At 48.3% G+C, this 24,176-nt stretch carries 19 protein-coding genes and 1 tRNA gene; 4 read left to right on the top strand and 16 right to left on the bottom strand.

The genetic code is table 11. From position 1 onward, the window contains the following. Positions 1–152: 152 nt before the first annotated feature. The 6 genes from BBR47_RS10830 to BBR47_RS10805 form a co-directional block, all read right to left on the bottom strand. Positions 153–1,331 (bottom strand): ABC transporter permease, encoded by a 1,179-nt coding sequence (locus BBR47_RS10830; protein ID WP_012685811.1) that lies wholly within the window; start codon positions 1,329–1,331, stop codon positions 153–155. Further along, positions 1,321–2,511: an HlyD family secretion protein gene (locus tag BBR47_RS10825; RefSeq protein WP_012685810.1), complete on the bottom strand. Its 1,191-nt coding sequence runs from the start codon at positions 2,509–2,511 to the stop codon at positions 1,321–1,323. The genes BBR47_RS10830 and BBR47_RS10825 overlap by 11 nt, the downstream gene beginning before the upstream one ends. Then, complete coding sequence (locus BBR47_RS10820; RefSeq protein ID WP_012685809.1) at positions 2,508–3,119, bottom strand: TetR/AcrR family transcriptional regulator; 612 nt, start codon at positions 3,117–3,119, stop codon at positions 2,508–2,510. The genes BBR47_RS10825 and BBR47_RS10820 overlap by 4 nt, the downstream gene beginning before the upstream one ends. Before the next feature lie 128 nt (positions 3,120–3,247). Then, positions 3,248–6,454 (bottom strand): BTAD domain-containing putative transcriptional regulator, encoded by a 3,207-nt coding sequence (locus tag BBR47_RS10815; RefSeq protein WP_012685808.1) that lies wholly within the window; start codon positions 6,452–6,454, stop codon positions 3,248–3,250. A 122-nt stretch (positions 6,455–6,576) separates the two neighbouring features. Continuing rightward, entirely contained in the window at positions 6,577–7,200 is a 624-nt protein-coding gene (locus BBR47_RS10810) for a YhcN/YlaJ family sporulation lipoprotein (RefSeq protein WP_012685807.1), read from the bottom strand. Positions 7,201–7,266: 66 nt separating this feature from the next. After that, positions 7,267–8,097 carry a copper amine oxidase N-terminal domain-containing protein gene (locus BBR47_RS10805; protein WP_012685806.1) on the bottom strand — a complete coding sequence of 277 codons (831 nt, stop codon included), beginning with the start codon at positions 8,095–8,097 and terminating at the stop codon, positions 7,267–7,269. Between the two features lie 223 nt (positions 8,098–8,320). On the opposite strand from BBR47_RS10805, the gene BBR47_RS10800 reads away from it, so the two are divergent. Beyond that, positions 8,321–10,384, top strand: coding sequence for an exo-beta-N-acetylmuramidase NamZ domain-containing protein (locus BBR47_RS10800; RefSeq protein ID WP_012685805.1), 2,064 nt, complete (start codon positions 8,321–8,323; stop codon positions 10,382–10,384). 65 nt (positions 10,385–10,449) lie between these two features. Here BBR47_RS10800 and BBR47_RS10795 read toward each other — a convergent pair whose 3' ends face one another. From BBR47_RS10795 to BBR47_RS10765, 7 genes are all read right to left on the bottom strand, one after another. Continuing rightward, entirely contained in the window at positions 10,450–12,015 is a 1,566-nt protein-coding gene (locus BBR47_RS10795) for an acyl-CoA synthetase (RefSeq protein ID WP_012685804.1), read from the bottom strand. A gap of 156 nt (positions 12,016–12,171) precedes the next feature. Further along, positions 12,172–12,260 (bottom strand) — tRNA-Ser (locus tag BBR47_RS10790). Positions 12,261–12,327: 67 nt separating this feature from the next. After that, on the bottom strand, positions 12,328–13,746 hold the full coding sequence (locus BBR47_RS10785) for an aldehyde dehydrogenase family protein (protein ID WP_173362200.1): 1,419 nt from the start codon (positions 13,744–13,746) through the stop codon (positions 12,328–12,330). Positions 13,747–13,843: 97 nt separating this feature from the next. After that, positions 13,844–15,124 (bottom strand): peptidase, encoded by a 1,281-nt coding sequence (locus BBR47_RS10780; protein WP_012685802.1) that lies wholly within the window; start codon positions 15,122–15,124, stop codon positions 13,844–13,846. 32 nt (positions 15,125–15,156) lie between these two features. Further along, positions 15,157–15,834 carry a 3-oxoacid CoA-transferase subunit B gene (locus BBR47_RS10775; protein ID WP_012685801.1) on the bottom strand — a complete coding sequence of 226 codons (678 nt, stop codon included), beginning with the start codon at positions 15,832–15,834 and terminating at the stop codon, positions 15,157–15,159. Then, complete coding sequence (locus BBR47_RS10770; RefSeq protein WP_012685800.1) at positions 15,816–16,508, bottom strand: 3-oxoacid CoA-transferase subunit A; 693 nt, start codon at positions 16,506–16,508, stop codon at positions 15,816–15,818. Before BBR47_RS10770 ends, BBR47_RS10775 begins: the two co-directional genes overlap by 19 nt. A 16-nt stretch (positions 16,509–16,524) precedes the next feature. Beyond that, positions 16,525–17,877 carry an aspartate aminotransferase family protein gene (locus BBR47_RS10765; protein WP_012685799.1) on the bottom strand — a complete coding sequence of 451 codons (1,353 nt, stop codon included), beginning with the start codon at positions 17,875–17,877 and terminating at the stop codon, positions 16,525–16,527. A gap of 157 nt (positions 17,878–18,034) precedes the next feature. Here BBR47_RS10765 and BBR47_RS10760 point away from each other — a divergent pair, with 157 nt between their 5' ends. Next, entirely contained in the window at positions 18,035–19,579 is a 1,545-nt protein-coding gene (locus BBR47_RS10760; RefSeq protein WP_012685798.1) for a PucR family transcriptional regulator, read from the top strand. Between the two features lie 4 nt (positions 19,580–19,583). On the opposite strand, the gene ablB is transcribed toward BBR47_RS10760, so the two are convergent. Then, positions 19,584–20,438 (bottom strand): putative beta-lysine N-acetyltransferase, encoded by an 855-nt coding sequence (ablB, locus tag BBR47_RS10755; RefSeq protein ID WP_012685797.1) that lies wholly within the window; start codon positions 20,436–20,438, stop codon positions 19,584–19,586. Between ablB and yjcZ the strand changes: the two genes are divergently transcribed. Both yjcZ and BBR47_RS10750 read left to right on the top strand, forming a co-directional pair. After that, complete coding sequence (yjcZ, locus tag BBR47_RS31945; protein WP_419761083.1) at positions 20,386–20,700, top strand: sporulation protein YjcZ; 315 nt, start codon at positions 20,386–20,388, stop codon at positions 20,698–20,700. The genes ablB and yjcZ overlap by 53 nt on opposite strands. A gap of 96 nt (positions 20,701–20,796) precedes the next feature. Continuing rightward, complete coding sequence (locus tag BBR47_RS10750) at positions 20,797–21,525, top strand: glycerophosphodiester phosphodiesterase (protein ID WP_012685795.1); 729 nt, start codon at positions 20,797–20,799, stop codon at positions 21,523–21,525. Between the two features lie 48 nt (positions 21,526–21,573). Here BBR47_RS10750 and BBR47_RS10745 read toward each other — a convergent pair whose 3' ends face one another. Both BBR47_RS10745 and BBR47_RS10740 read right to left on the bottom strand, forming a co-directional pair. After that, entirely contained in the window at positions 21,574–22,542 is a 969-nt protein-coding gene (locus tag BBR47_RS10745) for a TIGR01212 family radical SAM protein (RefSeq protein ID WP_012685794.1), read from the bottom strand. Positions 22,543–22,718: 176 nt separating this feature from the next. After that, positions 22,719–23,957 (bottom strand): glycosyltransferase family 2 protein, encoded by a 1,239-nt coding sequence (locus BBR47_RS10740; protein ID WP_012685793.1) that lies wholly within the window; start codon positions 23,955–23,957, stop codon positions 22,719–22,721. Positions 23,958–24,176 lie beyond the last annotated feature (219 nt).

Genomic DNA, 24,176 nt, shown 5'->3' with positions numbered 1-24,176 from the left:
TAGTGTTGAAGAATCTGCTTTTTTATAATAAGTATAAAGGAGAGATTATTTATTATACAAGGTTTATTTTTATACAACTTGACTGCCAAACAAGATCCTTGTAAACAAAAATAAGGCTACGCCATCACTCTGGCGCAGCCAAATCCTTCTATTTATACCGCCGTTTGTTCTCTAACTTTCCCCTTACTTTTCCTTATCTGCAACAAATAAATGACATAGGCTGCGAACAACCCGATGAGTGTCATGAAAGCGAGAACCATGAAGTCGTTCATGACAGCTGACAGCCCGTGTCCCTTCGACAAAATTTCCCTTACACCACCCAAGAAATAGGTCAGCGGCAAAGATTTTGCAATCGCAGCAATCCCTGTTGGCATCGACATGATTGGCCAAGTATAACCCGATAGCATGAAAGAAGGGACTGCAATCATCATCCCGATCTGAGTAGCTTGGAGCTGGCTGCTGGACACAAAGGAGATGGCATACCCGATAGCCAACACCGCCAAGTTGAACATGGTAGCCAATAGCATTAGATCAAACGTGCTTCCGTAATAAGGGATATCAAAACCTTTTAACAACAGTGTAAACGCGAGGAACATGTTGAGGGTTCCTGCCAGAAAGTACGGCAACAATTTGCTCGCCGTGATCGCGAAGAAGCTATGGCGAGAGAGTGTATCCTTCCAGGTCCCCTCTTCTTTTTGCTGGGCAACGGACAATACGATTCCAAGGAACAGCACCTGCTGAAGCACTGTACCTGCAAGACCGAATACCATGAAGGACAGATAGCTAAAGGTCGGGTTGTACAACACTCTGTATCGATAGTCGATACCCGTAAACATGTTTTTCCCTTTTTCTCCCCATCCGCCAATTGCTTCCATCTTCTTCAGCGTGGTTCCTGCTGAAACAGACTTGATTGCTGTATTCGCTGCTCGAACTGCCGTATTCGAAATCATCATGTTACTGCCGTCGATAACAGTCAGTACCTCTGCTTCTCTCCCAGCTTTCACATCCTTTTCTAATCCAGCAGGTATGATCAGGGCGATATTTGCTTCGCCCTTGTCAACCAACTTCATTGCATCTTCTTCTGTTCCTACGATTGACGTGATCCGAAATGTATGATCGACCTCAAAAGCGCGGTAGAGCTCACGACTCAATTCGGTTTGATCGGCATCCACCATCACAGTAGGGATCTCCATCACTTTTTTCTCACTGTACAGAAAGCCGAACATCGTCAAATAAATCAGTGGAACGAGGAACAGAATATTCCGAATGGTTTTGTTTGCAAAAAGATTTTTCCATTCGCTCCAGAACAGGTGAGAGAAACTATTCACCATTACCAGCTCCTTCAAGATGCCACTCAACCGTCAAGCCTGGACGCAATTCCGAATCGGACACCAGAAGCTTCACCTGGAAGGAACGAATGTCACGATCACCGAGTTCTTGTGTCGCTTTTTTTACGGCAAAGTCAGCAGCAGGAGCTACAGTAACCACTTTGGCGTCTACTTCTCTGTTCAGGGCTGGGACAAACAATTTCACTTGATCGCCTGTTTTCACATTCGAAAGCATGTATTCATTTACATAAAATTTGACATACTTGTCTGATTTGGTTTGGATCGTCAATACAGTGAAGCCTTGCGAAACCAGCTCTCCCTTTTGAACGGCAACTGCTTTTACAATACCGTCTACTGGAGCTGTCAGCTTGGTGTTGTTCACATAGGCTTCCATTTCAGCCAGTGCACCTTTTGCCTGCATGACGTTCGCTTCTGCGGATTTAACATCCAGCTCTTTCAAGCCTACTTGACCTCTCCCTGCTACTGCTTGGTTGTATGCAGCTTTTGCTTGATCCAGTTGTGCTTGTGCGGCATCGACCTGCTCTTTGCGCGATCCAGTTTGAGCCATTTTCAACTGCTCTTCTGCTGCTTTAAACTCTGCTTGGGCTTTATCTGCTTGCATCTGCGCCTCTTCCACTTTCACTTGTGGAACGGCACCTTCCGCCATTAATTTCTTCATTCGTTCCAAATTCGTCGCGGCAATTTGATTCGAAGTTTGTGCTGCTTGTAATTTCGCTTTGAGCTGCGTAATTTCTTCTGAACGCGCTCCATTTCTGTTTGCGTCAAGCTGCGCTTGCGCCGAGTTGACTACTGCTTTTGCTTGGTCGACTTGGGCATTGCTGGAGCTATCTGTCACTGATACTCCTTTTTTCGCCTGATCAAGCTTGACGAGTGAGAGCTTGTAAGCAGCTTCAGCCTGTTCCTTCTTCGCAAGGATTTCCGCGCTGCTTAGCGTGGCAACTACTTGCCCTGCCTTTACTTCGTCTCCTTCTTTCAGGGAGAGCTGTTCGATGGAACCACCCATTTTAAAAGAGAGGTCGACCTCTGTTCCTTCGATTACACCTGCTAATTTCGTTGTATTCTGACCAGCCATGCTACTCACATTCGAACCAAACAATACGGTTCCAAGTACTGCAATACTCACTACAAAGCCACCTACACCGATCCATGCACGTTTGTTCATCTGTCTTCTCCTCTTGTTTTACATTTCTCTAGACTATTTTGGAACATTCCTGACAGCAAATAACGAAGTGTCTGTTTATCTGCGGCACTGTTCACTGGCTCTTTGCGAAACTGCTTGCGAAGTACGGTAAAACCAACCATGCCAAACAACGAGGAAGCAAGTGTGCGAATATCGATATCCGCCCGGATATACCCCTGCTGCTGCAGTTCTAGCATGTGTGACTCCATCGTGCTGAAATAGCCACCTAGCAGATTGCCAACCATCCTGTCGCGTTGTCCATCTCCTGAGAAAGCACTCAGCAACAGGAAACACAAATCTTGATTCTCGGAAAAGAAGCGAAGATGCTCATCCAGCACATTCAGAATACGATCCTCCAAGGAAAGCTCTTCATTCTGCATTACATGATCTACATGGTAAATCAGCATCTTCACGCCTTTTTCTATCACGTACAAAAACAGCTCTTCCTTTGTGGAAAAGTGATAATAGAGGGTTCCTTTTGCCACCTGTGCCATTTCCGCGATTGCATCCATGGTCGTTTCGCTATAACCCAATTGGGCAAATGCGGTTAAAGCTCCGTTTGCAATTTGATCTTTTTTGGATGGTGCCATCACTCCTGTCCCCTTTCGATTTTTTGAACTGACTGGTCAGTACAAAATTTATATTACGAATACTTCCTAGTTTTGTCAAGCAGCCATTGCTCTATGTACAAAAAAAAGATCGCTTTGTGGGCGATCTTTTACTTCTCTATGATTTGAAGGTAAGTCTCCATCGTTGCAGGCATCGGCGCGACGCCGAGGTTCTCCCTCAGTTTTGCTACACATTTTTCATACCAGCGGATTGCCTGTGTGCGATTATTTTGCTGATAATACGCAGTCATAAGTAAGCGGTACGACTCCTCCCAGCAATCATCCACCCGCAGAATCGCTTCACACCAGCGGATCGTTTTTTCCAACTGCCCGTCCGCTAGCATGATTTTGGCTAACCTTTCTGCTCCGCGTAAAAACAGCGTCTGCACTCTCTCACGCTCTTCTACACACCAATCCTCATAACGGCATTCCGGCATGTAATCACCCAAGTAATAGGCAAGCCCTTTTTCCAACAGGATAGCCCCTTGACGCCGATCTGATTCTGCCAAGCCCAGTGTAACGAGCTTCTCGAACTCTTCGACGTCCATATGGTAGCCCGATGCCAGATTGAAACCGTAAGAGCTGCCATGGCGCTGAATGAAGAAGGTGTCTGTTCTGGCAGCACGATCTGGCTCGAGAGCTTTGTTCAATGCATTTAACGACACTTTAAAATCGCGAATTGCCGCTTCTTCGATACTGTCTGGCCAAAGTCGGTTCATGATTTCTTCCCGGGCTAACAAATGGTGTCTCTTCGTCAATAAAAGCTGAAACAACAGCTTGGCCGTCCCACGCTGCCATGCCTTTTCGCTCAATTCCCGCTCTCCCAGCCATACACGGAAGGCGCCCAGCGTCTGAATACGAAGGGTATACCCGGGGTGGAATGTCACGTTTTGCAAGCCCAAATCATTTAACAGCTGAGAGACGTAATCCGGCGATACCTTTCGGCGCTCTGCCTCAATCAGAATCGGCATCAGCTGCTGTACATCATGCGGTGTAAGCAGCGTAGGTCTCTGCAAAAGGAATTGATATTCACCGGACTTCATCAAGGACAGAGCTTGCGTCACCGCAGGTACAAACAAATCCCATTGTTTTTTACGATAAGCCAAGAAGCTCAACCACAATTGACAAATGACGACATTATAGCTATCCCCGCAGTGACTGAGTCGGTCGGCACAATCGATAAAGATAGCCCACGCTTCCTCTTCTTTCCCGTATTTGGCATAGGCAATCCCAATGGCCATACGTACCAAACTGCCTAACCAGTCGTCGCGCATTGCCTCTGTCTCTTGTATTCCCCTGTTGCCATACAGAAGTGCTTGGTCGAGTGCCTTTTCTCTTGCATAAAACAAGGTTAGTCCCAGAAGCGTTTCTGACTTTCCGCGTGTGGACTGGAGCTCCTCCATGATTTGCAAACCTTTTTCATAAAGCTCACGAATCTCGTCCGTAGGCAATGTTTGACTGATGAGGGCCGCATGCGCTTTTCGAACATAGCCATTCGCCTCTACAAAAGGGGAATGCGCTGCACGTCCGAGTTGTATGGCAGTTTCTGCTGCTTCCCACCCTCGCTCCCATTCGCCATTCAATGCATACACAAAAGATAGTAGTAAAGAGGTTTCCCGATACGATCTGGTCAGTGGGGGATGCTTCCCTTGTTCTACCTGCCACTTACTTTCCAAGAGCTGGATGGAGGACTGCAGTCGGCCAGTACGAAACAACAGGCGTGATTCTAGCTCAACCTCCGTCTGCTGCTCTAATTCCTGACTCCGTTCATACCAAGCTGCCGCCTGTTTGGCATCTCCGCGATTCGTATAAATTTCTGCCAGCAAGCGATATAGCCTCGGTGCCATCTCATTCTCTTGTTCAAATGGGGGCAAAAGTTGAATTGCCCGCTTAAGCAGCTCTTCGGCCCTGACGCCTTGGACGCTGTCGAGATGGACACGTGCTTGCCCTTCCAACCCGCGGCACAATCCGATTTGATCTTGCTTTTGTTCACATTGTTTCAAAAATTGCTCATAAGAAGCAAAGGATTTCGCATATAGACAGCGATAGCGTTCTACCTCGCCCTGATAAAACAACAGCCAATGCTGTTCGCACTTGATGTGCTCTGGTAATAACGTTATCCACTCGTATAAAAAGTCCAGCTTCCCTGCTTGCAGCAACCTTTCCGATGCTTGGCACAGCCACTCACCCAGCATCTCCCACTGTTCGACGAGACGCAACCGCCTAAAAGCTTTTGCCTCGTCCCCTTTTCGTCTGTACCATCCTGCGGCCTTTTGATTTACATGCACGTACGTCGCTTGATTCGCTGCCAGCTTGCTCGACAGGAGACGCTGAAATAGCGGATGAAAGGAATAATGAGAATCTGCTTGGACATGCAGAAAAAGATGACAACGCTGTGCTTCCAACAGGTGCTCGATACATCCCTCCCCGAGTATTTGCTTGCAATCCTCCAAATCGAATTGTTCGAGAACCGCTGCCTCCATCAAGAAGCGCTGCATACCTGCATCCAGCTGTGTCCAGACTTCTACTTCCAGCAAATGCAACAATCGGGATAACTCACGCAGACTATCGGGCACCGTCTGCCCCCTCGTTACCATTTCACCAAAAGTTCGCAGTGCCATCACCCAGCCTAGCGCCACCTCTTCGACTCGACCCCAATCTTCTTCGGACAACGTGATGTCGTATTGATCAGAATAAAAGGCCTCGCTCTCCTCCAGTGTAAAAGAAAGGTCATTGGTTGTAAGCTCCAGACACTCTCCTCTTGCGGACAACAAGTCGAGATTGGACCATTTCGGTCGGGAACGCGTTAAGATAACCAGCTTGACCTTTTGTGGAAGCGCCTCGGCTAATCGTTGAACAAATTGATCGACTTCACACCCATTCTCAATTCGTTGGAAATGGTCCAAAACAAGTATGTGGTCAGCCTGGAGCTGTACGCATTCCCCGACAAACCAGTCGACCAGAACTTTACTGTCTAGGGACGGCACCGGACTTTGCTCAGTGATGTCTTTGAGTTGTTCTTTCAATACCTGTCCAAAACCAGAATGAACCTGCCGAACACTTTCGACGAGACAAAGGACAAACGCAAGAAGGGCATCGTCTCCATCCTGAATGGTAAACCAGGACGCAGCCAGTGCTTCATCATGTAGAAATGTAGCCAAAGAAGTCGTTTTGCCATAGCCTGCCCCTGCATGAATGAGACAAATCTGCGTATATTTCAACAGGCGTAATTTTTTTGCCAATGCAGGTCGCCGTAAAACATATGGCTTCTGTCCTGGAGGAGTTATTTTGGATATAGGGATGTGGATTGGAATCATATAATGTGCACTCCTTGCCGTTCTCCTGCTCTTCTTTGACTATTTCCCCATTTCTAACTATTCTCCTGCCATTTGACCCTTAATCGACAAAAAGCCCACCCGGGAGTCCAGGTGGTGCTCTTTCAATCCACTAAATTATATCCAATAACCGTATATCCAATATCATTTAACAGGACTTGAAATTCCTCGTCACTGATGTGCTCTCCGTTCGTAATTCGTGAATGCAAATCTGCGATTCGGTCATAAATAGCGCGATTGGTAGACACGTACAAAATGTTAAAGCGTGTTTCTGCCTGTAAGCTTGACCTCATCCGGTTCACAACACGTCTGTGCAGGGAATCTGGATGTCCATTATCGACTCGCACAATTTTTCCAGGCGTATACGGGATCGACGTTCGCGGATTGACTTCGTCAGGCTTTGGTGTATCAACTGGCAGCACACCTACAATCAAGTTATCCTTGTACGCTAACACCTTGATATCGGCTACACCAGGTAGCTTTTCCGCACGCCCTTCCAAGTACGTCACCAGCTGCGGTTCTCGCTGATGAACCCTCTTTTGGCTAATCATGGCTGCCGGTCCTTTGTCCCTACCGACGTTATCGTTCTGGAAGTTAATTCCGAGAGATTCAAATTTGGCCTGATTTCCGTTCTGATCTTCGGTGCCCTGTTCTTTGTTAGGCGAACACCCTGTCAGCAAGCCGGCAAACAGGAGTACAGCAATGATACTCCTACTTATTCGTCTCACAACAAAAACACCTCCTTGCACTTAGTGTGATGTGCAGGAGGTGTTCTTACTCAGAAATCAGATGGCTTAATCAATGGAAATAAATTCGCCTTCAAAAGTATCTTTTTTACCGTCTTTTTCAGCTTTTACGGTAAAGCTGCGAATACCTTCATCGCCATTAATTTGTAATTTAAAGGTTCCATCTGCATTAACATCTACTTCATGTGTATCATCGTCAATTACAACGGTTAGATCCGCTTTCGGATCAACCTTACCAGTAACTCGATACAGTCCGATCACAGCTATTTTGGTAGATTTCCCTTCAATACTTTCCTTGTCGATCAAAGCTACCTGCTCAGGCTTTTTCTCATCTGTTGCCGGTTTCGTCGTATCTTTTGGCTTTTCCTGTTGGCCGACTTGATTAGGGTTCACATTATCCGCAATCAATACCGTTTGTGTCTTCGGATCCCATTCAACCTTGTAGCTCAGAGCTTCCGCGATGAAACGAACAGGCACTACAGTACGCTTGTTCACAATCTGTGCAGGTACGTCGAGGTTGATGGTTTGTCCATTTTTGTTGGCAATTTTTTGAGTAACGACCAATCTGATGTTATCTTTCCCTTTATTGATGGTAACGGTACGAGTTTGTTCATTCCATTTCACTTCAAATCCAAGACTCTCTGCAATCGGACGAATCGGAACCAATGTCCGCCCTTGGGAGATAATAGGTGCTTGGTCAGGAAACGCAATTTGTTTTTTATTGTACTCCACCTTAACAGCATTCTGTACGGTTTTAGGCACTACAGGTGCAGTCGCTGCCGCTGCAGAAAACGCTGCCATCGGTACCAAGGCAATCGCGAGCAGTAATGAGGTTACTTTTTTCAGCAATACATTCACTCCATTTCCAAAAAGGTTCACACGATTCTTAATCTACTATAGGATGAAGGCTGTTTCAAGATTTTCCTGTAGACTCCCTTTCAAAAGAACATTTTTTCCTAATGCCCCTCCTCTTTTCTGTTCCTTTTTTCTGCTCCTTTTGACCTAATTTCAAATTGTTACAAAAATGCAACCATCTTGCTTTCCAAAAGCGTTACAATAGACAAGAAGCGACAGTATTTTATCTTGAAAGAGGCAATGAATGATGAACAAATTTCTCCCTTTCCTCATCCTGGCACTTATCTTAACTTTAATTCCTCCAGTAGGAAGCTCCGCCAATACGACTGCCATCCAATTGGGAAGTGATGTACTGTTCAATCAGTTCCACTATCTCATTGAAGGCAAAAAAGTCGGATTAATTACGAATCAAACAGGTCAGAACAGTCAAATGGTTAGCACGATCGACATGTTACGACGAGATCGCTCCGTCCATTTAGCCGCTCTCTTTGCACCTGAACACGGCCTCGACGGAAAAACGGTAGCAGGAAAACAGGTAACGAGCTTTGTTCATCCCGTCTACGCTATTCCGGTCTACGGCTTGTCTGGTTCAACTCGCAAGCCGACACCAGAAATGCTCAAAGACATTGATATTCTTCTCGTTGATTTGCAGGATATTGGATCGAGAACCTACACATACATATCTACCTTGCAATACGCCATGACTGCAGCAAAAGAACAAGGAAAAGAAGTAATGGTACTGGATCGACCGAATCCTCTCGGTGGAACGATTGTCGAGGGGCCAGTAGTTGAACTGCCTTACCGTTCCTTTATCGGAGTGGATACCCTCCCGCTTGCACATGGCATGACCATCGGAGAGCTGGCCTTGTATTTCAATCGTACCATCGGTGTAGATCTAACCGTTATTCCGATGCAAGGGTATACACGTAGCTTGATTTATCAACAGACAGGATTGGCCTGGATTCCGAGTTCTCCGCATCTCCCTAACTTGACCTCGGTTTTCGGGTATATGGCAACTGGTTTGGGTGAGGGTACCCCCCTTCGACAAGGCGACCATTTCACTTGGATCGGGGCAGAGGGTCTAGATTCGCACAAGTACGCCGATCTGTTAAATGGAAGTCTTCTGCCTGGCGTCATCTTTATTCCTGAGACTAAAGGAACTGCCGGGGGCGTCCGCCTTCAGATCAACGATCCACATCAGTTTAACCCGGCAAAAACAGGTATTTACGCGCTGGCTTATGCCAAGCAATTACAATCATTCCCTATACCAAAAAGTACGAGTATGCAAATCTCCATGTTCGACAAGGTGATGGGTACCAACAAAATCGGTCTGCTTCTCGAACAAGGCAAATCCCCTCAGGAGATTGTTTCTTCCTATGAAGCGGATCTTAAGAAATTTGTTGAGCTGCGGCAAAAATATTTGATCTATGGCGATGAACCGTTTATCCCGATGCAGCCGCTTCAACAGAAGCAACCAAAGCAGCCAGAACAACCAAAGAAACCGGAGCAACCGAAACCAGAACAACCAAAACCATCTAAGCCAGCAAAACCAGAGACACCGACTCCACCGCAGACTGACAAACAAAAAGGAACGACCAATCAAACGAAGAAGCCTGAACCAGCTACAAAGCCGATCCCTCAGACACCGAAGTCTTCTGAGAAGATCGCTTATTTAACCTTTGACGATGGACCTTCACCTGTCACTCCACGCATTTTGGATACGCTGAAAGCGCATCAGGTCAAAGCCACTTTCTTTATTGTGGGCCGTGAGGTAGCTGGTCATGAGGCCATTCTCAAACGGATCGTAGCTGAAGGACATGCGGTGGGAGGACATTCGTATTCCCATAATTATCAGCTTCTTTACAAAAATATGGATGGCTTTTTTGCAGACGTGGAAAAAGGTAGTCAAATGATTGAAAAGGCAATTGGCGTAAAACCAACCGTGTACCGCTATCCAGGTGGCAGTACGAATACCGTTAGTTTGAAATATCAAGATCCCACACGTTATAACAAGCAGCAGACCGTCATGCATGCGATCAAAGAAGAAGCAAAACAACGTGGCTATACGTTTATCGACTGGAATGTAACAAACGGCGATGCAAGGAGCAACAAGTACACAGCCGCGCAGGCACTGGCAAATGTAAAGCAGCAAGTAAAGTCACAAAAAGAAATCGTTGTCTTGATGCATGATTCCAGCACCAAGTCGCCAACAGCTGAAGCTCTCCCCCAAATCATTTCGTATTTGAAGGAAAAAGGTTATCGTTTTGAAGTCATTCAAGCCGATCGCCCAACTGTTTCCAACGTCAAATAATCACAGCAGCAAACGCCCGCTCCATAACAGAGCGGGTTTTTCTGTGCTTTAGACCTTGTGACTGGCTAAGTCGTCAGTGTTTCGTATCGGAGGCGCAACTCTCTTTTCAAGATTTTTCCGCTGGGGTTTCGAGGAAGATTGTCAGCAATCACTACATATTTGGGTGCTTTGAAGGAGGAAAGGCGGTCTTTGCAAAAAGCAAGCATCTCGTCAGCAGTCAGTAACTCACCCGCTTTTGGGACAACAACAGCCGTCACTGCTTCGATCCAGAACGGATGGGGAACTCCGATCACAGCGACCTCTGACACTTTCGGATGTTGATAAATAAGCTCCTCAACCTCCCTGCTTGCTACGTTCTCTCCCCCCGATTTAATCATATCTTTTTTCCGGTCAACGACCGTGATATAGCCTTCGTCATCCATGATGCCTAAATCCCCGCTGTGAAACCACCCTCCTTGGAAGGCAGCCTGTGTCTTTTCCTCATCTCGGAAATACCCCAGCATCGCATGGCTGGTCCTGTGTACAATTTCACCAACACTACCACGAGGGACTTCATTCCCGTCATCATCGACGATTTTCGTTTCCACATTTAATGCTGGCTTGCCTGCAGAGCCTGGTTTTCTCATCTGATCCTTCGGTTGTAACACAGTTGCTAATGGCGCCACTTCCGTCTGTCCGTAAAAATTGTAAAACTGAGCGTTTGGAAGGCGTTTACCGAGCTCTTTTAACACTTCTACTGGCATGATTGCTGCACCATAGTAGCACTTTTGCAAAGAACTCAAATTACGCGCGGCAAAATCGGGAGACCGCAGTAAAGCAATCCACACAGTTGGCGGGCAAAACAACTGAGTCGCCTTATACGTCTCTACTGTCTGTAGCATCAACGCTGGGGTTGCCTGTTCCAAAATAATTCCACTTCCACCTAGATACACGTACGGTCCCAAAAAGCAGTGAAGCTGTGCACTATGGAACAAGGGAAGTGCATGAACAGCCACATCATCCTGAGTCATCCCGCCTTCGATAATCGTGCTGACATATTCGGAGATAATGCTTTTATGTGTGAGCATAACGCCCTTTGGCTTTGATTCCGTTCCGCTGGTATACAAAATCTGCACAACATCTTCGTCCACTATGTCTACTTCAGGCTCGTGGTCGTCTGCCGCTTCAATCAGCGTGCGAAAAGGCAACCATTCCCCTGCTTGTACGGCTGGTTTGGACATAAGAGAAAGCAGCTTGGGGGACATTCCAGCTAATTGGAGTCCGTCTTGGGCGAGTTGCATGAATTCGGGAGCTGCGAAGCACGCACTCACTTCCGCATGACCGAAAATATAGGCGACATCTTCTTTATTCAACATGAAGTTGATCGGCACCATGATGGCCCCTGCTTTTGCTATCCCAAAGTTTAGAATCGCAAAATCCATCGAGTTGCGTGACAATACTGCTACCCGCTCCCCTTTTTGCAAGCCTTTGGAAAGAAGCGAATGAGCTGTCTTGTTAGCAAGCTGATCAAGCTGCGTGTAGGTCAATACTTCTTCCTCAAAGTATAGGGCAGGCTTATCAGGATTTCGTCCACGACTTCTTCGCAAAATATCGCCAAGTGCATTTCTACGAACCCTTTGCGCTTCAAGCATGCAAATTCCCCCATCAGTTATAGTCTCCTCTCCATTATATAATAGTTTTCTTTATTTTCTGATATTTTTACAAAAAAGAGCCGACAACCACTCTCAAAGCTCTCGACCATAAAAAAGACCCCAGCTTTTCAACTGGAGTCGGTTCATTTGTATTTATGGCGGAGGGAGCAGGATTCGAACCCGCGTGAGCTTGCACTCTAACGGTTTTCAAGACCGCCCCGTTATGACCACTTCGGTATCCCTCCGTATTTCAACAATATAAATTATATCACAGCTCTACTATTTTTTGCAAGAGCTCTTTCATTATTTCTTTTATCGCTTGATGGCAACGAGTTTCAATTCCGTCATTTCTTCTATCGCGTATTTGACCCCTTCCCGACCAAGTCCGCTCTCCTTTACGCCACCATAGGGCATATGGTCCACGCGAAATGTCGGAATATCATTTACCATCACACCGCCCACGCGAAGTTCTTCTGCCGCTTCCAAAGCCAACGACAGATTGTTGGTATAGACACCAGCCTGTAATCCAAAGCGGGAATCGTTGACCAACGTAATGCCATGCCGGACCGACTCCACTGGATTGATGAGAACGACAGGGCCGAGTACTTCCTGACAAGATACTTTTGCATCTGCCGGAACACCCGTCAACACCGTAGGCTGGAGCATCCGATCCACGATCTGTCCCCCACACTCCAAACGCGCCCCTTGTAGGAGTGCCTCATGAATCCACTCCATCGCACGTTCTGTTTCCCGGGGATTGATCATAGCGGAATAGTCCGCATCCTCAGAAAGCGAATCACCACCGCGTAGTGCTCGTGTTTGTTCAACAAAACGTTGGACGAAATCCTGATAGATTTCTTTGACCACATAAATTCTTTGCACAGAGATGCATACCTGCCCAGAGTAGGCGAAGGCGCCAAAAACGCATCGGGGAATCACTTCATTCAGTTGCACATCGCGATCAACGATCACTGCCGAATTCGATCCCAGCTCGAGCGTGACTCTTTTCATTCCCGCTCGATTGCGTATATCCAGCCCAACAATTGGATTCCCTGTAAAGGTCACCGCCCTGACTCTCGGGTCAGACACGATTTGATCGCCAACGCTCGCCCCACTACCCGTGATCACATTGAGGGCGCCAGCAGGCACACCAGCTTGCTCTGCGAGCTCTGCGAGAAACAATGCGCTAAGCGGTGTCTGCGATGCTGGCTTGAGAACTACGGTATTGCCAGCAGCGAGAGCAGGTCCGACCTTATGGGCAACGAGATTCATCGGAAAAGGAAAGGGTGTAATGGCCCCGATAACTCCCAGTGGTTCACGCACGGTATAAGCCAAGCGTCCCTCTCCCCCGATCGCTGCATCGAGAGGTACGATTTCGCCGTGGAGGCGTTTGGCTTCCTCTGCCGCAAACTTATACGTCTGAATGGTTCGAATCACTTCACCACGGGCTGTTTTGATTGGTTTCCCCGCTTCTATTGCGATGATCCGCGCCGCTTCCTCCAAACGTTCATTCATCAAAATCGAGATTCTTTCAAGTAGGAAGGCACGTTGATAGGCAGAAAGGCGCCGCATGACGGCAGTCGCTTCGTGGGCCGCAGCAATTGCTTTTTCAACCAATGATGAGTCTGCTTGCGAAATTTGTGCAATCTCTTGACCCGTACATGGAGAGAGTAGGGGTGCATGAACAGTAGCTGGCACCCATTCTCCCCCGATAAAGCACGTTTTTTTCATCGGCATATCCCCACCCTCATTGATTGGCGTTCACCTTGCAATCATTCTCCCTCATACCCGTGCCTTCCTGTCTTGAATTTTAAATATTTGGATATCTTTACTCTGTCACTCTTTCAGCTACACCGCACCATTCTAGTAACGTCAGCGCAAAGATCTCCGCACAACGGAACACCTCATCCAACACGATGTGCTCATTCGGGTAATGTGCAACCTGCGTGACTCCAGGTCCAACAACAATCGCTGGCGTATTGGCCAAAGCAGTCAACAAACCGCCGTCTGTTCCCCAAGGCGATGCTTCCACAATGGCACGATCTCCTGTCACAGCTTCAAACTGCGCTTGCAAAATATCCATTAACGGATGATCGAGCTCCACTGCTCCCGGAACCCAACGAGCTCCGAACCACTCCAGCTCAACAGGCTGCTCCGCAAACCACGGGTCGACCTCTGCCAGCTTTTTGAGTGCTGCCGCCATTTCCGCTTTGGCATCGTCCATCTGTTCTCCTGGGGCAACTCCCATCCTTCCTTCCAGCTTGACGAGATCAGCTACAGACGAAGGCCACTTGCCTCCCTCAATCACCCCCAGATTAATCGGGATTGGAATGGGCAGCTTGGCGTAAAGCGGATCGTCGAGTCGATCATTACGCTCTTTTTCCAATTGGCCAATTGCTTGAACGACGAGCATGCTCTTTTCGATGGCACTGACTCCCTCGTAGCGGGTCCCTCCGTGAGCTGAACGGCCTTTGACGGTCAATCTGAACCACATGGAACCTTGCTGCTTCGGGAAAATTTTCATATTGGTCGGCTCTGGAATCAGGGCAGCATCCGCCTTGTAACCACGAATGATCGTCGCCAATGTGCCTGCACCACCGCTTTCTTCTTCTACGACGCTTTGAAAAATGACGTCGCCTTTCAGCTGCACACCCAACTTCTGTAGAACCTGGATCGCCAACAGGGAAGATAAGTTTCCACCCTTCATGTCGGTTGCTCCGCGCCCGTAAAGCTTGCCGTCCGCAACCTTCCCGCTAAACGGATCATCGCTCCACTGTGCCAGATCACCCGCGGGCACTACATCCACGTGTCCGTTTAGAATGATGGACCGGCCCTCTCCTTGTCCCTTCCACACACCGACGACATTCGGGCTGCTTTCAAACGTCGTACGCGGGGAGACAAAATACGGATGTGACACCAGCTCATCGCCTTCCATCACCCATAAGTCAACGGCCAGCCCCATCTGCTCCAAAAGCTCTGCAATGCTTTGTTGAATGGATTGCTCTTCTCCTTGTACACTCGGGCTTTTTACCCATTGCTGCAGCAGTTGAACTGCGGCCTCGCGATCTTTTTCCAACTGCTCCCGTATAAGCACCTGCCAGTTTGCCATGTTTTTCCCCCGTTCCATGGATTTGTCTTTGCTTAGCGGAAAACGCCAACCTCTCCGTCCATCTTGAGTTCGGCTTCCGTTGCTCCAATCACGTCAGCGACACTGTATGGATACATGACTTCTCGCAGGTACAAACCATCTGGCATGACCTCCATTACAGCCATGTCCGTGATGATCAAATCCGCAGCTTTTGTCGCGGTTAACGGCAGTGAGCATTCCCGAACGATTTTCGAACGTCCGTTTTTATCCAGATGCGTGGTCACAACCATGACCTTCTTGGCCTTTTGTGCCAGCTCCATAGCTCCACCCATGCCAGGGACACGCTTGCCTGGAACGATCCAGTTGGCAATGTCACCATTTTGGCTTACTTCCAAGACTCCTAAAATCGTCATATCCAATAGTCCACGGCGGATGATGGCAAAAGCAGTCGCACTGTCAAAAAAGGATGCCCCTGTGGCAAGCGTGACAGGAAAACCGCCCGCATTGCATAGCATGGCGTTCTCCTCGCCTTTCGCAGGGCTTGGTCCTGTACCAAGGATGCCGTTCTCCGCGTGAAACATGACTCGTTTCTCAGCTGGGATAAAATCCGCAACTAACGTTGGAATGCCGATTCCCAAGTTAATAATCATCCCGTCTTCCACTTCCAATGCTGCGCGGCGGGCAATACGTTCACGATAGCTCTCGGTTTCTTTTACTTCTCCCATGCCCATTGCCAGTTCACCCCTTCACTTTGGACGATAAAGTTCACGAAAACGCCCGGGGTGACGATTTCTTCCGGGTCGATCATGCCTACCTCTACTATCTCATTCGCCTCCACGATGGTAATGTCGCCCGCCATCGCCACTAACGGATTGAAATTGCGTGCACTAGTATCAAACACCAAATTGCCAAAACGATCCGCTTTTTTCGCATGTACGATAGCCACTTCGGCAGTGAGCGGTGTCTCCAACAAGTATTCCTTTCCATCCAGAACGACCTTCTGCTTCCCTTTTTCCGCGATCGTCCCGATGCCGACATCCGAGAGAATGCCTCCCAGGCCGACTCCACCTGCCCGTACACGCTCTGCAAGTATCCCCTGCGGGCAGAACTCTACCTCCAGCTCTCCAGCCGTCATTTGGGCCCCTGCGTTCGGATTTGAGCCAATGTGAGAAGCTATCACCTTTTTGACGCGCTTTTCGGTCACCAGCTTACCTATTCCGATATGCGGGAAAGCAGTATCGTTACTGATCAGCGTCAGATCACGCACGCCCTTATCCAAAATTCCCTGAATCAATGTAGGCGGATTGCCCACCCCACCGAATCCCCCTGCCAACAGCGTCATCCCATCGCGAAAATGGGTGAGTGCTTCGGACAGGGAGACGACCTTTTCAAATCGGTTTGTCATCCTCGTTCCTCCTTCTCTATCCGATCAGTGCTTTGTCCTGGAGCTCTTGCTGAACAGCTATCACCGCTTCTTTTAGCAGAGCTATCAGTTCATCGATTTGCTCCGTAGTAATGGTCAGTGGAGGTGAGATGATGACAGCGTCGCCTGCCACCCCTTCGATTCCGCCCATTGCCGGATAAATAAGCAGGCCTTTTTCAAATGCTTTTTGAATGACCTTCCCGCCTACTCCTTGAGAAAGCGCAAACGGCTCTTTTGTCTGCTTGTTTTTCACAAATTCCAGCGCGCACAGCATACCAAGACCACGTGCATCTCCGATCAATGGGAGCTCGTCGGCCAGTTCTTTCAGGCGGGCAAGCAAATAGGCACCTTGTTCTGCCGCTTTCTCGACGAGCTGATGCTTCTCTACATAATCGAGGACAGCCAGAGAAACAGCAGCAGATTGTGGGTTAGCACTATACGTATGTCCTGCCATAATCGAGCCGCTGCCTTTTGTAATCGTCTCAATGATTTCGTCCGAGACAATCGTAGCAGCCATAGGCGTGTAACCGGCACTCATGCCTTTGCCCAATGTCATCAAGTCAGGTACGACGCCCCAATGGTTGACCCCAAACGCTTTCCCCGTGCGCCCTACTCCTGTCATTACTTCGTCTGCGATAAACAAAACCTCATACTTATCACAAATCTCGCGAATACGTTGGAAGTAACCGTCTGGCGGCACGACCGCTCCCCCAGAAGCCCCGATAACAGGCTCTGCGATGAATGCCGCTACCTGCTCAGGTCCTACGCGCAAAATTGCGGTCTCCAGCTCGTTTGCACACGCAAGCGCATACGATTCGAGGGACATGTCTTCTGGTTTGCGATACGGATATGGTCCTGTGATCGCCGGATAGTCAGCCAATAATGGAGTGAAACGCTTTCGGCGCAAGACGTGCCCAGACATCGAAAGTGCGCCCATTGTAATCCCGTGATAGCTCATCCAGCGGGAGATAATCCGATTTTTCGTTGGTCTTCCTTTTTCCTGCCAGTACTGAATCGCAATTTTTTGTGCTGTCTCCGTTGCTTCCGAACCGCTGCTGACAAAAAACGTCCAGTTCAGAGAGCCTGGTGCCCACTCTGCTAGCTTTGTTGCCAGCTTCTCCACAGCATCGCTGCTGAAATGCGAGCGGTATACAAAGGAAACCTCCTTGGCTTGCGCATACATCGCCTCAGCCACTTCTTCTACACCGTGACCAATGCTTGCCGTCACCGCTCCGCTGGAACCGTCGATGTAACGATTCCCCTCTTTATCGTAAAGATAGATGCCTTTTCCGTGAGAAATAACTGGATACTCTTTGCCCAATTCAGGCTTGATTACATAGCTTTTCGTCATTTTCGTCGCCACCTCGCTTATTCTCTATCTCTATCCTAGCTGACCAGCACGCAAGAGCCATCCGACGTGCTGGCAAAAAAACATGGAAAAGAGACAAAATCTTTTGTACATTTTGTATAAGAGAACCTTTACCGAGAGCTTTTGGAGGAGATGCCTGATGACCATCACGATAAGAGAAGCACTACAACTGCCGGATATGGTTCACACCAGGCTGATCGCAGGAGCAGGCGGACTCGACAATCCGATTCGTTGGGTAACAATTGTCGAAGTACTGGAGGATACGAGTCGCCTGCAAGAAGGCGAATTCTTGATAACAACCGGCTTTGGACTGGCTGAGCATACAGAAAAGCTTGCTTCTTTTATTCCTTCGTTGGCGAAGCAAAAGCTGAGTGGCGTTGCGATTCATACGGGCTTTTATTTACGGGAAATTCCCGAGACGTTTTTGACCTTGGCGGATCACTATCAACTTCCATTGATTGAAATTCCTACGGAGATAAACTTTTCAACCATAACCAAAGCCATTTTGCAGCCGATCATGAATCGGCAATTTGAAACGCTGGCCTATTCCTCGGCGATTCATAACCGAATGATTGATGCTGCCCTCTCCAAGGGAGGCCTTCCCGCCATTGCTGGCGAGCTTGCAGCACTTACCGGAGGCGTCGTGTCGCTCGTCGATGCATTAGGCTTTGAAGTCACACAGCATGGCAGTTCGGAAGCACTGCCGCTTGATCAGTCTCAGGAGATCGCGCATCGTGTACCGATTCGCGCCAATCGCGAGCATTTTGGCACGTTGACCTTAACGAAGCCCGAGCACGCTTGGAAAGAGCTCGATGACGTCGCTCTACAGCATGCCTCTACCTTATGTGCACTCGAATATGTAAAGGAAAGAGCGGTAGCCGCAACGGAATGGCGGTTAAAAGGGGATTTTGTGGAGGAATTGCTGAATGGGCAGCAGATGACCCATACGGAGCTGGAGAGCCGTTGTCGCATGCTGGGGTACCCGCTTACTGGTCATCATCTCTGTGTCGCTGTTCGTGTAGAGGTAGCTGATCAGACGATGCTCGGAGACATGCATCAAAGTGTCATTACATTGATGCGGAGGCTTAGCGACCGTCATCAGCGCTCTTATTTGCTGCGCGAACGACCGCATTGCCTCTTGTTTATTTTGCCGGATGATCAGACGAGCCTACGCCTGTTGGAACAGCTTACTTCCCGCTGGAGAGGGCTGCACCCTGAACTTGCCCTACAGATCGCCTTGAGCAATCCCTGCGAGCAATTACCAAACGTCGTCAGTGCCTCCGAAGAAGCGCTGTTTGCTCTACAAGCGTACCCGCTATTGGCCCAATCCCCGCAAATTTTGCGATACCGGGATATGCAGGGCTATCAGTTTTTGTTTCCGTACCATCGTGAAAAAGAAAGCTTGCTGCGTCTGTGGAACCCATTGCTGGAACCATTAATTCGCTATGATACGAAATACAATCAACAGCTTCTCGAAACCCTTGAGGTTTATTTGGCTCAGAATGGAAACGGGCTACAGACCTCGCAAGCCTTGTATATCCATCGACATACGCTCAAGTACCGGTTAACCCAAATTGAAGAAAAAACAGGCTACCGCCTGGAGGATGCTCATCAACGCTGGCAGCTTCAATTGGCCTTGATGGCCCGTCGTCTGCAACAGCAGTTGTATCCTACAAACAGGTAGCCTGTTAATCCCTCGTCGGGCGAAGTGGCTTTACCCATATATTCATGTCTTCATAGCCTGAAAAGATCGTACAATTGTTAATCAGCCGTCCTCGGTATGCATAGCCCATCTTGGCAGCCGTCACATTCATTCCTGCTGACTGTGCCCGGGTCAAGGTGTACAAAAAGTATATCCCCGTCTCCTCCATCCTTTGTTCCAGCGCGATAAACAGTGGTTGGAGGAGGCCTTTCCCCGCATGGTCTGGATGGGTCGCGCAATCCGTCATTTCCGCAGAACCAAATCGTTCAGATACTTCAGCTGATGCAGCACATGCAATCTTGCCTTCAAATTCAACGACATAGTAGATGGTACCTTCCTGCATGGTTTTGCGAATGTAGGACGGATCGTTCATCGGTGTAGGATACGTCGCGAATACCAGTCCATACAAACACGCCAATTCCTTCGTGTCTGCCTCCGTTGCTTCACGCAGGTTGTATCCCTCTGGTAATGATTTCTCTATCGTACTCCCCGCTTTTGACAGGCTCAACGTAAGAATTTCCTCGGCAAGTTTTTCTGCACCAGAGGTAGCCCGCTCCTTTGTCAGATAGCAGGTGAGCATCTGTGCGTTTTCCCCTTGAAAAAAACCATCAATGGTTCCCTCTAGCTCGTACCCCAGGGATTGCCATTGTGGAATATCTTGTTTCTTCCCGTACACAATCACTTTTGTTGCCTCTGACTCTTCAGCCAGCTCCTTCATGACCCGATCCCACTGCTCGATTTGTGATGGTTCATACACGTGCAGCTTTACGCGGCCATTTTGTCGATCAATGATCAGGTCGCCAGCATCCTGTGAGCCTACAACATTTATCACGGTCTTCATCCTCCCCTGCAATACTCCTCCTCTCATTGTAGCAAAACGAGTAAGGCCGTCATCTGCCAATCTGTATAAAAAAGCGTTCCTCATGCACAAAAAAACAGAAGGTGGGCATTCTGTTGGGTCATATTTACCGGTTCTTCATACCATGAGAGTAGGTGCTTCATGTGCGGGAAGGAGGGTGTTTTTTGTGAGCTGCAATAACAATTTTGCCCTGATCCTTGTCCTCTTTGTCCTTTTGGTCATCGTACTCGTCGTAATCGGATAGACTTCTGGAGATGCCTCTCATGTCAGGTCGTATCGAGGGGCCCTTTACATATCATAGTAGTAGGTAATGACACGCTCGAGAAGGGAGGAAGCCCTCGTGCCCCCACTTATCTATGCCCATCGTGGCGCTTCCGGCCTGTTTCCGGAAAATACGATGGAATCGTTTCAAGGAGCCGTCCGACGAAAAGCCAATGGGATCGAATTAGACGTTCAGCTCAGCAGTGACAATAAGCTGGTTGTCATTCATGACCATAATCTGGAGCGCACGACCAATGGTTCCGGTTTGGTTCGCCATTACACATTGCGTGAACTGCGTCAGCTTCGAGCAGATAAAGGCTCGTCTATGCGACTACCAAAAGCACACATTCCAACCCTGCAGGAGGTATTTCAGTCGTTTGTCGACTCACCACTGCGCTTCATCATCGAGATGAAAAATTTTTTCCTCGATCAACCTCACTTAGAGGAGCTCGTCATCGAACAAATCAGACGTTATCAGCTAACAGAGCGAACTATCATTTCAACGTTTAACTTCGACAGCCTTTTACGAATCAAGCAATTGGATGCCAGGCAAACAACAGGACTTTTATACGTGGGACCACTCGTCAAGCCTTGGGAAGTAGCCAGCAGATATCGTGCTGATCAACTGCACGTCCCCTATGATCAATTGACGGAAGACTTGGTCAAACAAGCAAAGCAGCATCATTTTGAAGTTTTGAGCTGGACGATAAATACTGGTCGGCAAATCCAGCGAGCCATTGACTGTGGGGTAGATGGTCTGATCACCAATTACCCGAAGCGTGCGAGAAATCTGATTCGCAATCTTTAAAAAAGAAAGGGAGCCCTTAAAAAGGCTCCCTGTTTGTTGCTATGACTTTTACGTGCGTGGTACGAATAGCTTTCCTTGCCAGCTATTCCGCGCTTTCAGTTCTGCGTCAATGCCATTCAGAACTTCCCACTTTTTACGACTCCACATCGGTCCAATCAAGAGATCAGGTGGTCCGTCCCCTGTGATTCGATGGACAATCATTTCTGGAGGTAAAATTTCCAATGTATCTACAACGAGCTTCGTGTACTCTTCCTGCGACAGGAATTCCAAGAGACCTGCTTCATATTGCTTCACCATCGGCGTTTTGCGCAGCAGATGCAACAGGTGTATTTTGATTCCCTGCACATCCAGATGTGCCACAGCATCTGCCGTCTGCATCATCTCTTCGTGGCTCTCTCCTGGCAATCCATAGATGATATGAGAGCATACACGGATGTTGTGCTTGCGCAGCCTCTCTACAGCGTCCACGTAGCATTGATAATCGTGCGCTCGATTAATTAACTGGGCTGTGTGCTCATGGACTGTTTGGAGACCAAGCTCCACCCACAAATAGGTGCGCTCATTCAATTCAGCCAAATACTCCACGACGTCGTCTGGCAGGCAGTCAGGACGTGTGGCAATGGAGAGTCCGACTACGCCTTCTTGTTGGAGGATGACTTCGTACATCTCCCGCAGCTCCTCCACAGGCGCATACGTATTTGTGTACGCTTGGAAGAAGCCCAAATACTTGGCTTGTGGCCACTTCTCGTGCATGCGATTTTTCACATCATGGAACTGTTTTTCCAGATCCATTCTGCGGTCACCGGCAAAGTCTCCAGATCCTCTCGCGCTGCAAAACGTGCAGCCGCCTGTCGCTACTTTCCCATCCCGATTCGGGCAACTAAAACCGCCATCCAGTGGAACCTTGAAAATCTTTTCGTGAAAAGTCCCTCTTAAATGATAATTCCATGTATGGTATCGTTTATCGCCCCACAACAATGGGACGTCGTTGTTGTGAATATCTGTCGCGAGCTTCATTGCTGTTTTCCTCCTATGGGCACCGCTACGTCTGGCGCTGGTGCCTTAATCCCGTTGGCGAACGCTACTTGCTTGATCACGTCATTATACCAAATTCGGCAACGGTCTCGCTACTTTAAGATAATAGGAAAACCACAGGTGAATATTCCCCCTGTGGTTTTTGCTTGTTAACTTCGCTATTGCTGGATCTCCTCGATACGAATCGCGCGTGTGTGAGAGGTATGACTCCACTCCTGGTTTTTCTTCGTAAAGAACGCGTAAAACATAATCGGAAGCCAGGTCAGGAAAAAGAATGGCAGCAAGAGGAGCCCGAAATACCCCTTCCACGGTACTTTATCCAAGTAGAGAGCCAAGAGCGGCAACAGGTAGAACACGGCAGTAGAACCGTATACCAGCCATGTAGGCAAGATCGTGGATACTGTTGTCAGCGTACCGATATCAAAAAATCTTGCCAAGAACAATACCGACATCATCGTCACCATCAGCACATACATCGGTTGGAAGAGGTAGAAGGCTGCGTCAAGCATTCCCAGCTTTCTTGACTTCAATCCATTAAACAATACAGCTCGAATGTAGCGTCCTGCCACATCGTAGTGCCCTTGCATCCAACGCAAACGCTGGCGCATAGACGATTTTAAGTCAATCGGTTTTTCATCCCAGACCTTGGTATCATGAGCCCAAGTCGGGTAAATACCGCGTTCAATACAACGTGTTGCAAATTCCAGGTCTTCCGTGAGACTGGTTGCTCCCCAGCCCATTTCTTTGAGCAGGTTGCTCTCAATGCACAAGCCAGTTCCGCCCAAAGTGTTCGGCAGTCCCAAATTGTGACGAGCAAGCTGCCACATACGGTTTGTAAACCAGTAGGTAACCGCATAGGACAGCGTAATCCAGGAATCAAACGGGTTCTTGGAGTCGAGGTAACCTTGAATTACACGAGCCCCTTTGCAAAGACGGTCATTCATTACTTTCAGGAAGTTTTTCTCAACCAAGTTGTCAGCATCAAACATGACGACAGCGTCGTACTGCTTAGGTCTTGCCCAGAGGTTCTCCAGCATCCATTCGATGCCGTAGCCTTTCCCACGCTTGGATGTGTCAAAACGCTCACATGCAATTGCACCATGCGCCCGACTAATTTCTGCCGTGTTATCTGTACAGTTGTCGCAAATGACGAAGATGTCGTACATTTCACGTGGATAGTCGAGTTTCTTCAGGTTTTCAATAAGCGGAGCAACTACGGCGCTCTCATTGTGAGCAGCCACGAGCACAGCAAACGTCTTTTGCGGCTCAGATGTTACTTGCTCTTTTTTGCGGAACAGGCCTGCACAAGAAACCAGTGTTTGGTATGTGCCGATTACGCCCACCGCAGAAGTAAATCCGATGAATAATCCCTCAATGATCTCTCTAATTACACTCATGGGTTCTTCTCCTCGACCTAAACCAGATTGGGTCTGATCTGAATTTAGGTAGTGTTGTTTTTCCAACATTTCTCTATTGTTTTTCTCTCAATTGGCAGTTTACATCAAATACGATTCATAAGCAATGACCCAAAAGTGGGAAAAAGTAAGGCACTGCTATCACCTTTCCCACCTTTTTCTCTTTCTATTCGACAGTGCTTCGCAGGTGGCAGAAAAAAA

This window comes from Brevibacillus brevis NBRC 100599 (assembly GCF_000010165.1).
GTDB classification, from domain to species: domain Bacteria; phylum Bacillota; class Bacilli; order Brevibacillales; family Brevibacillaceae; genus Brevibacillus; species Brevibacillus brevis_D.
Note: the sequence above shows the minus strand (reverse complement) of the source record. Positions and strands in the feature narration are given on the sequence as shown.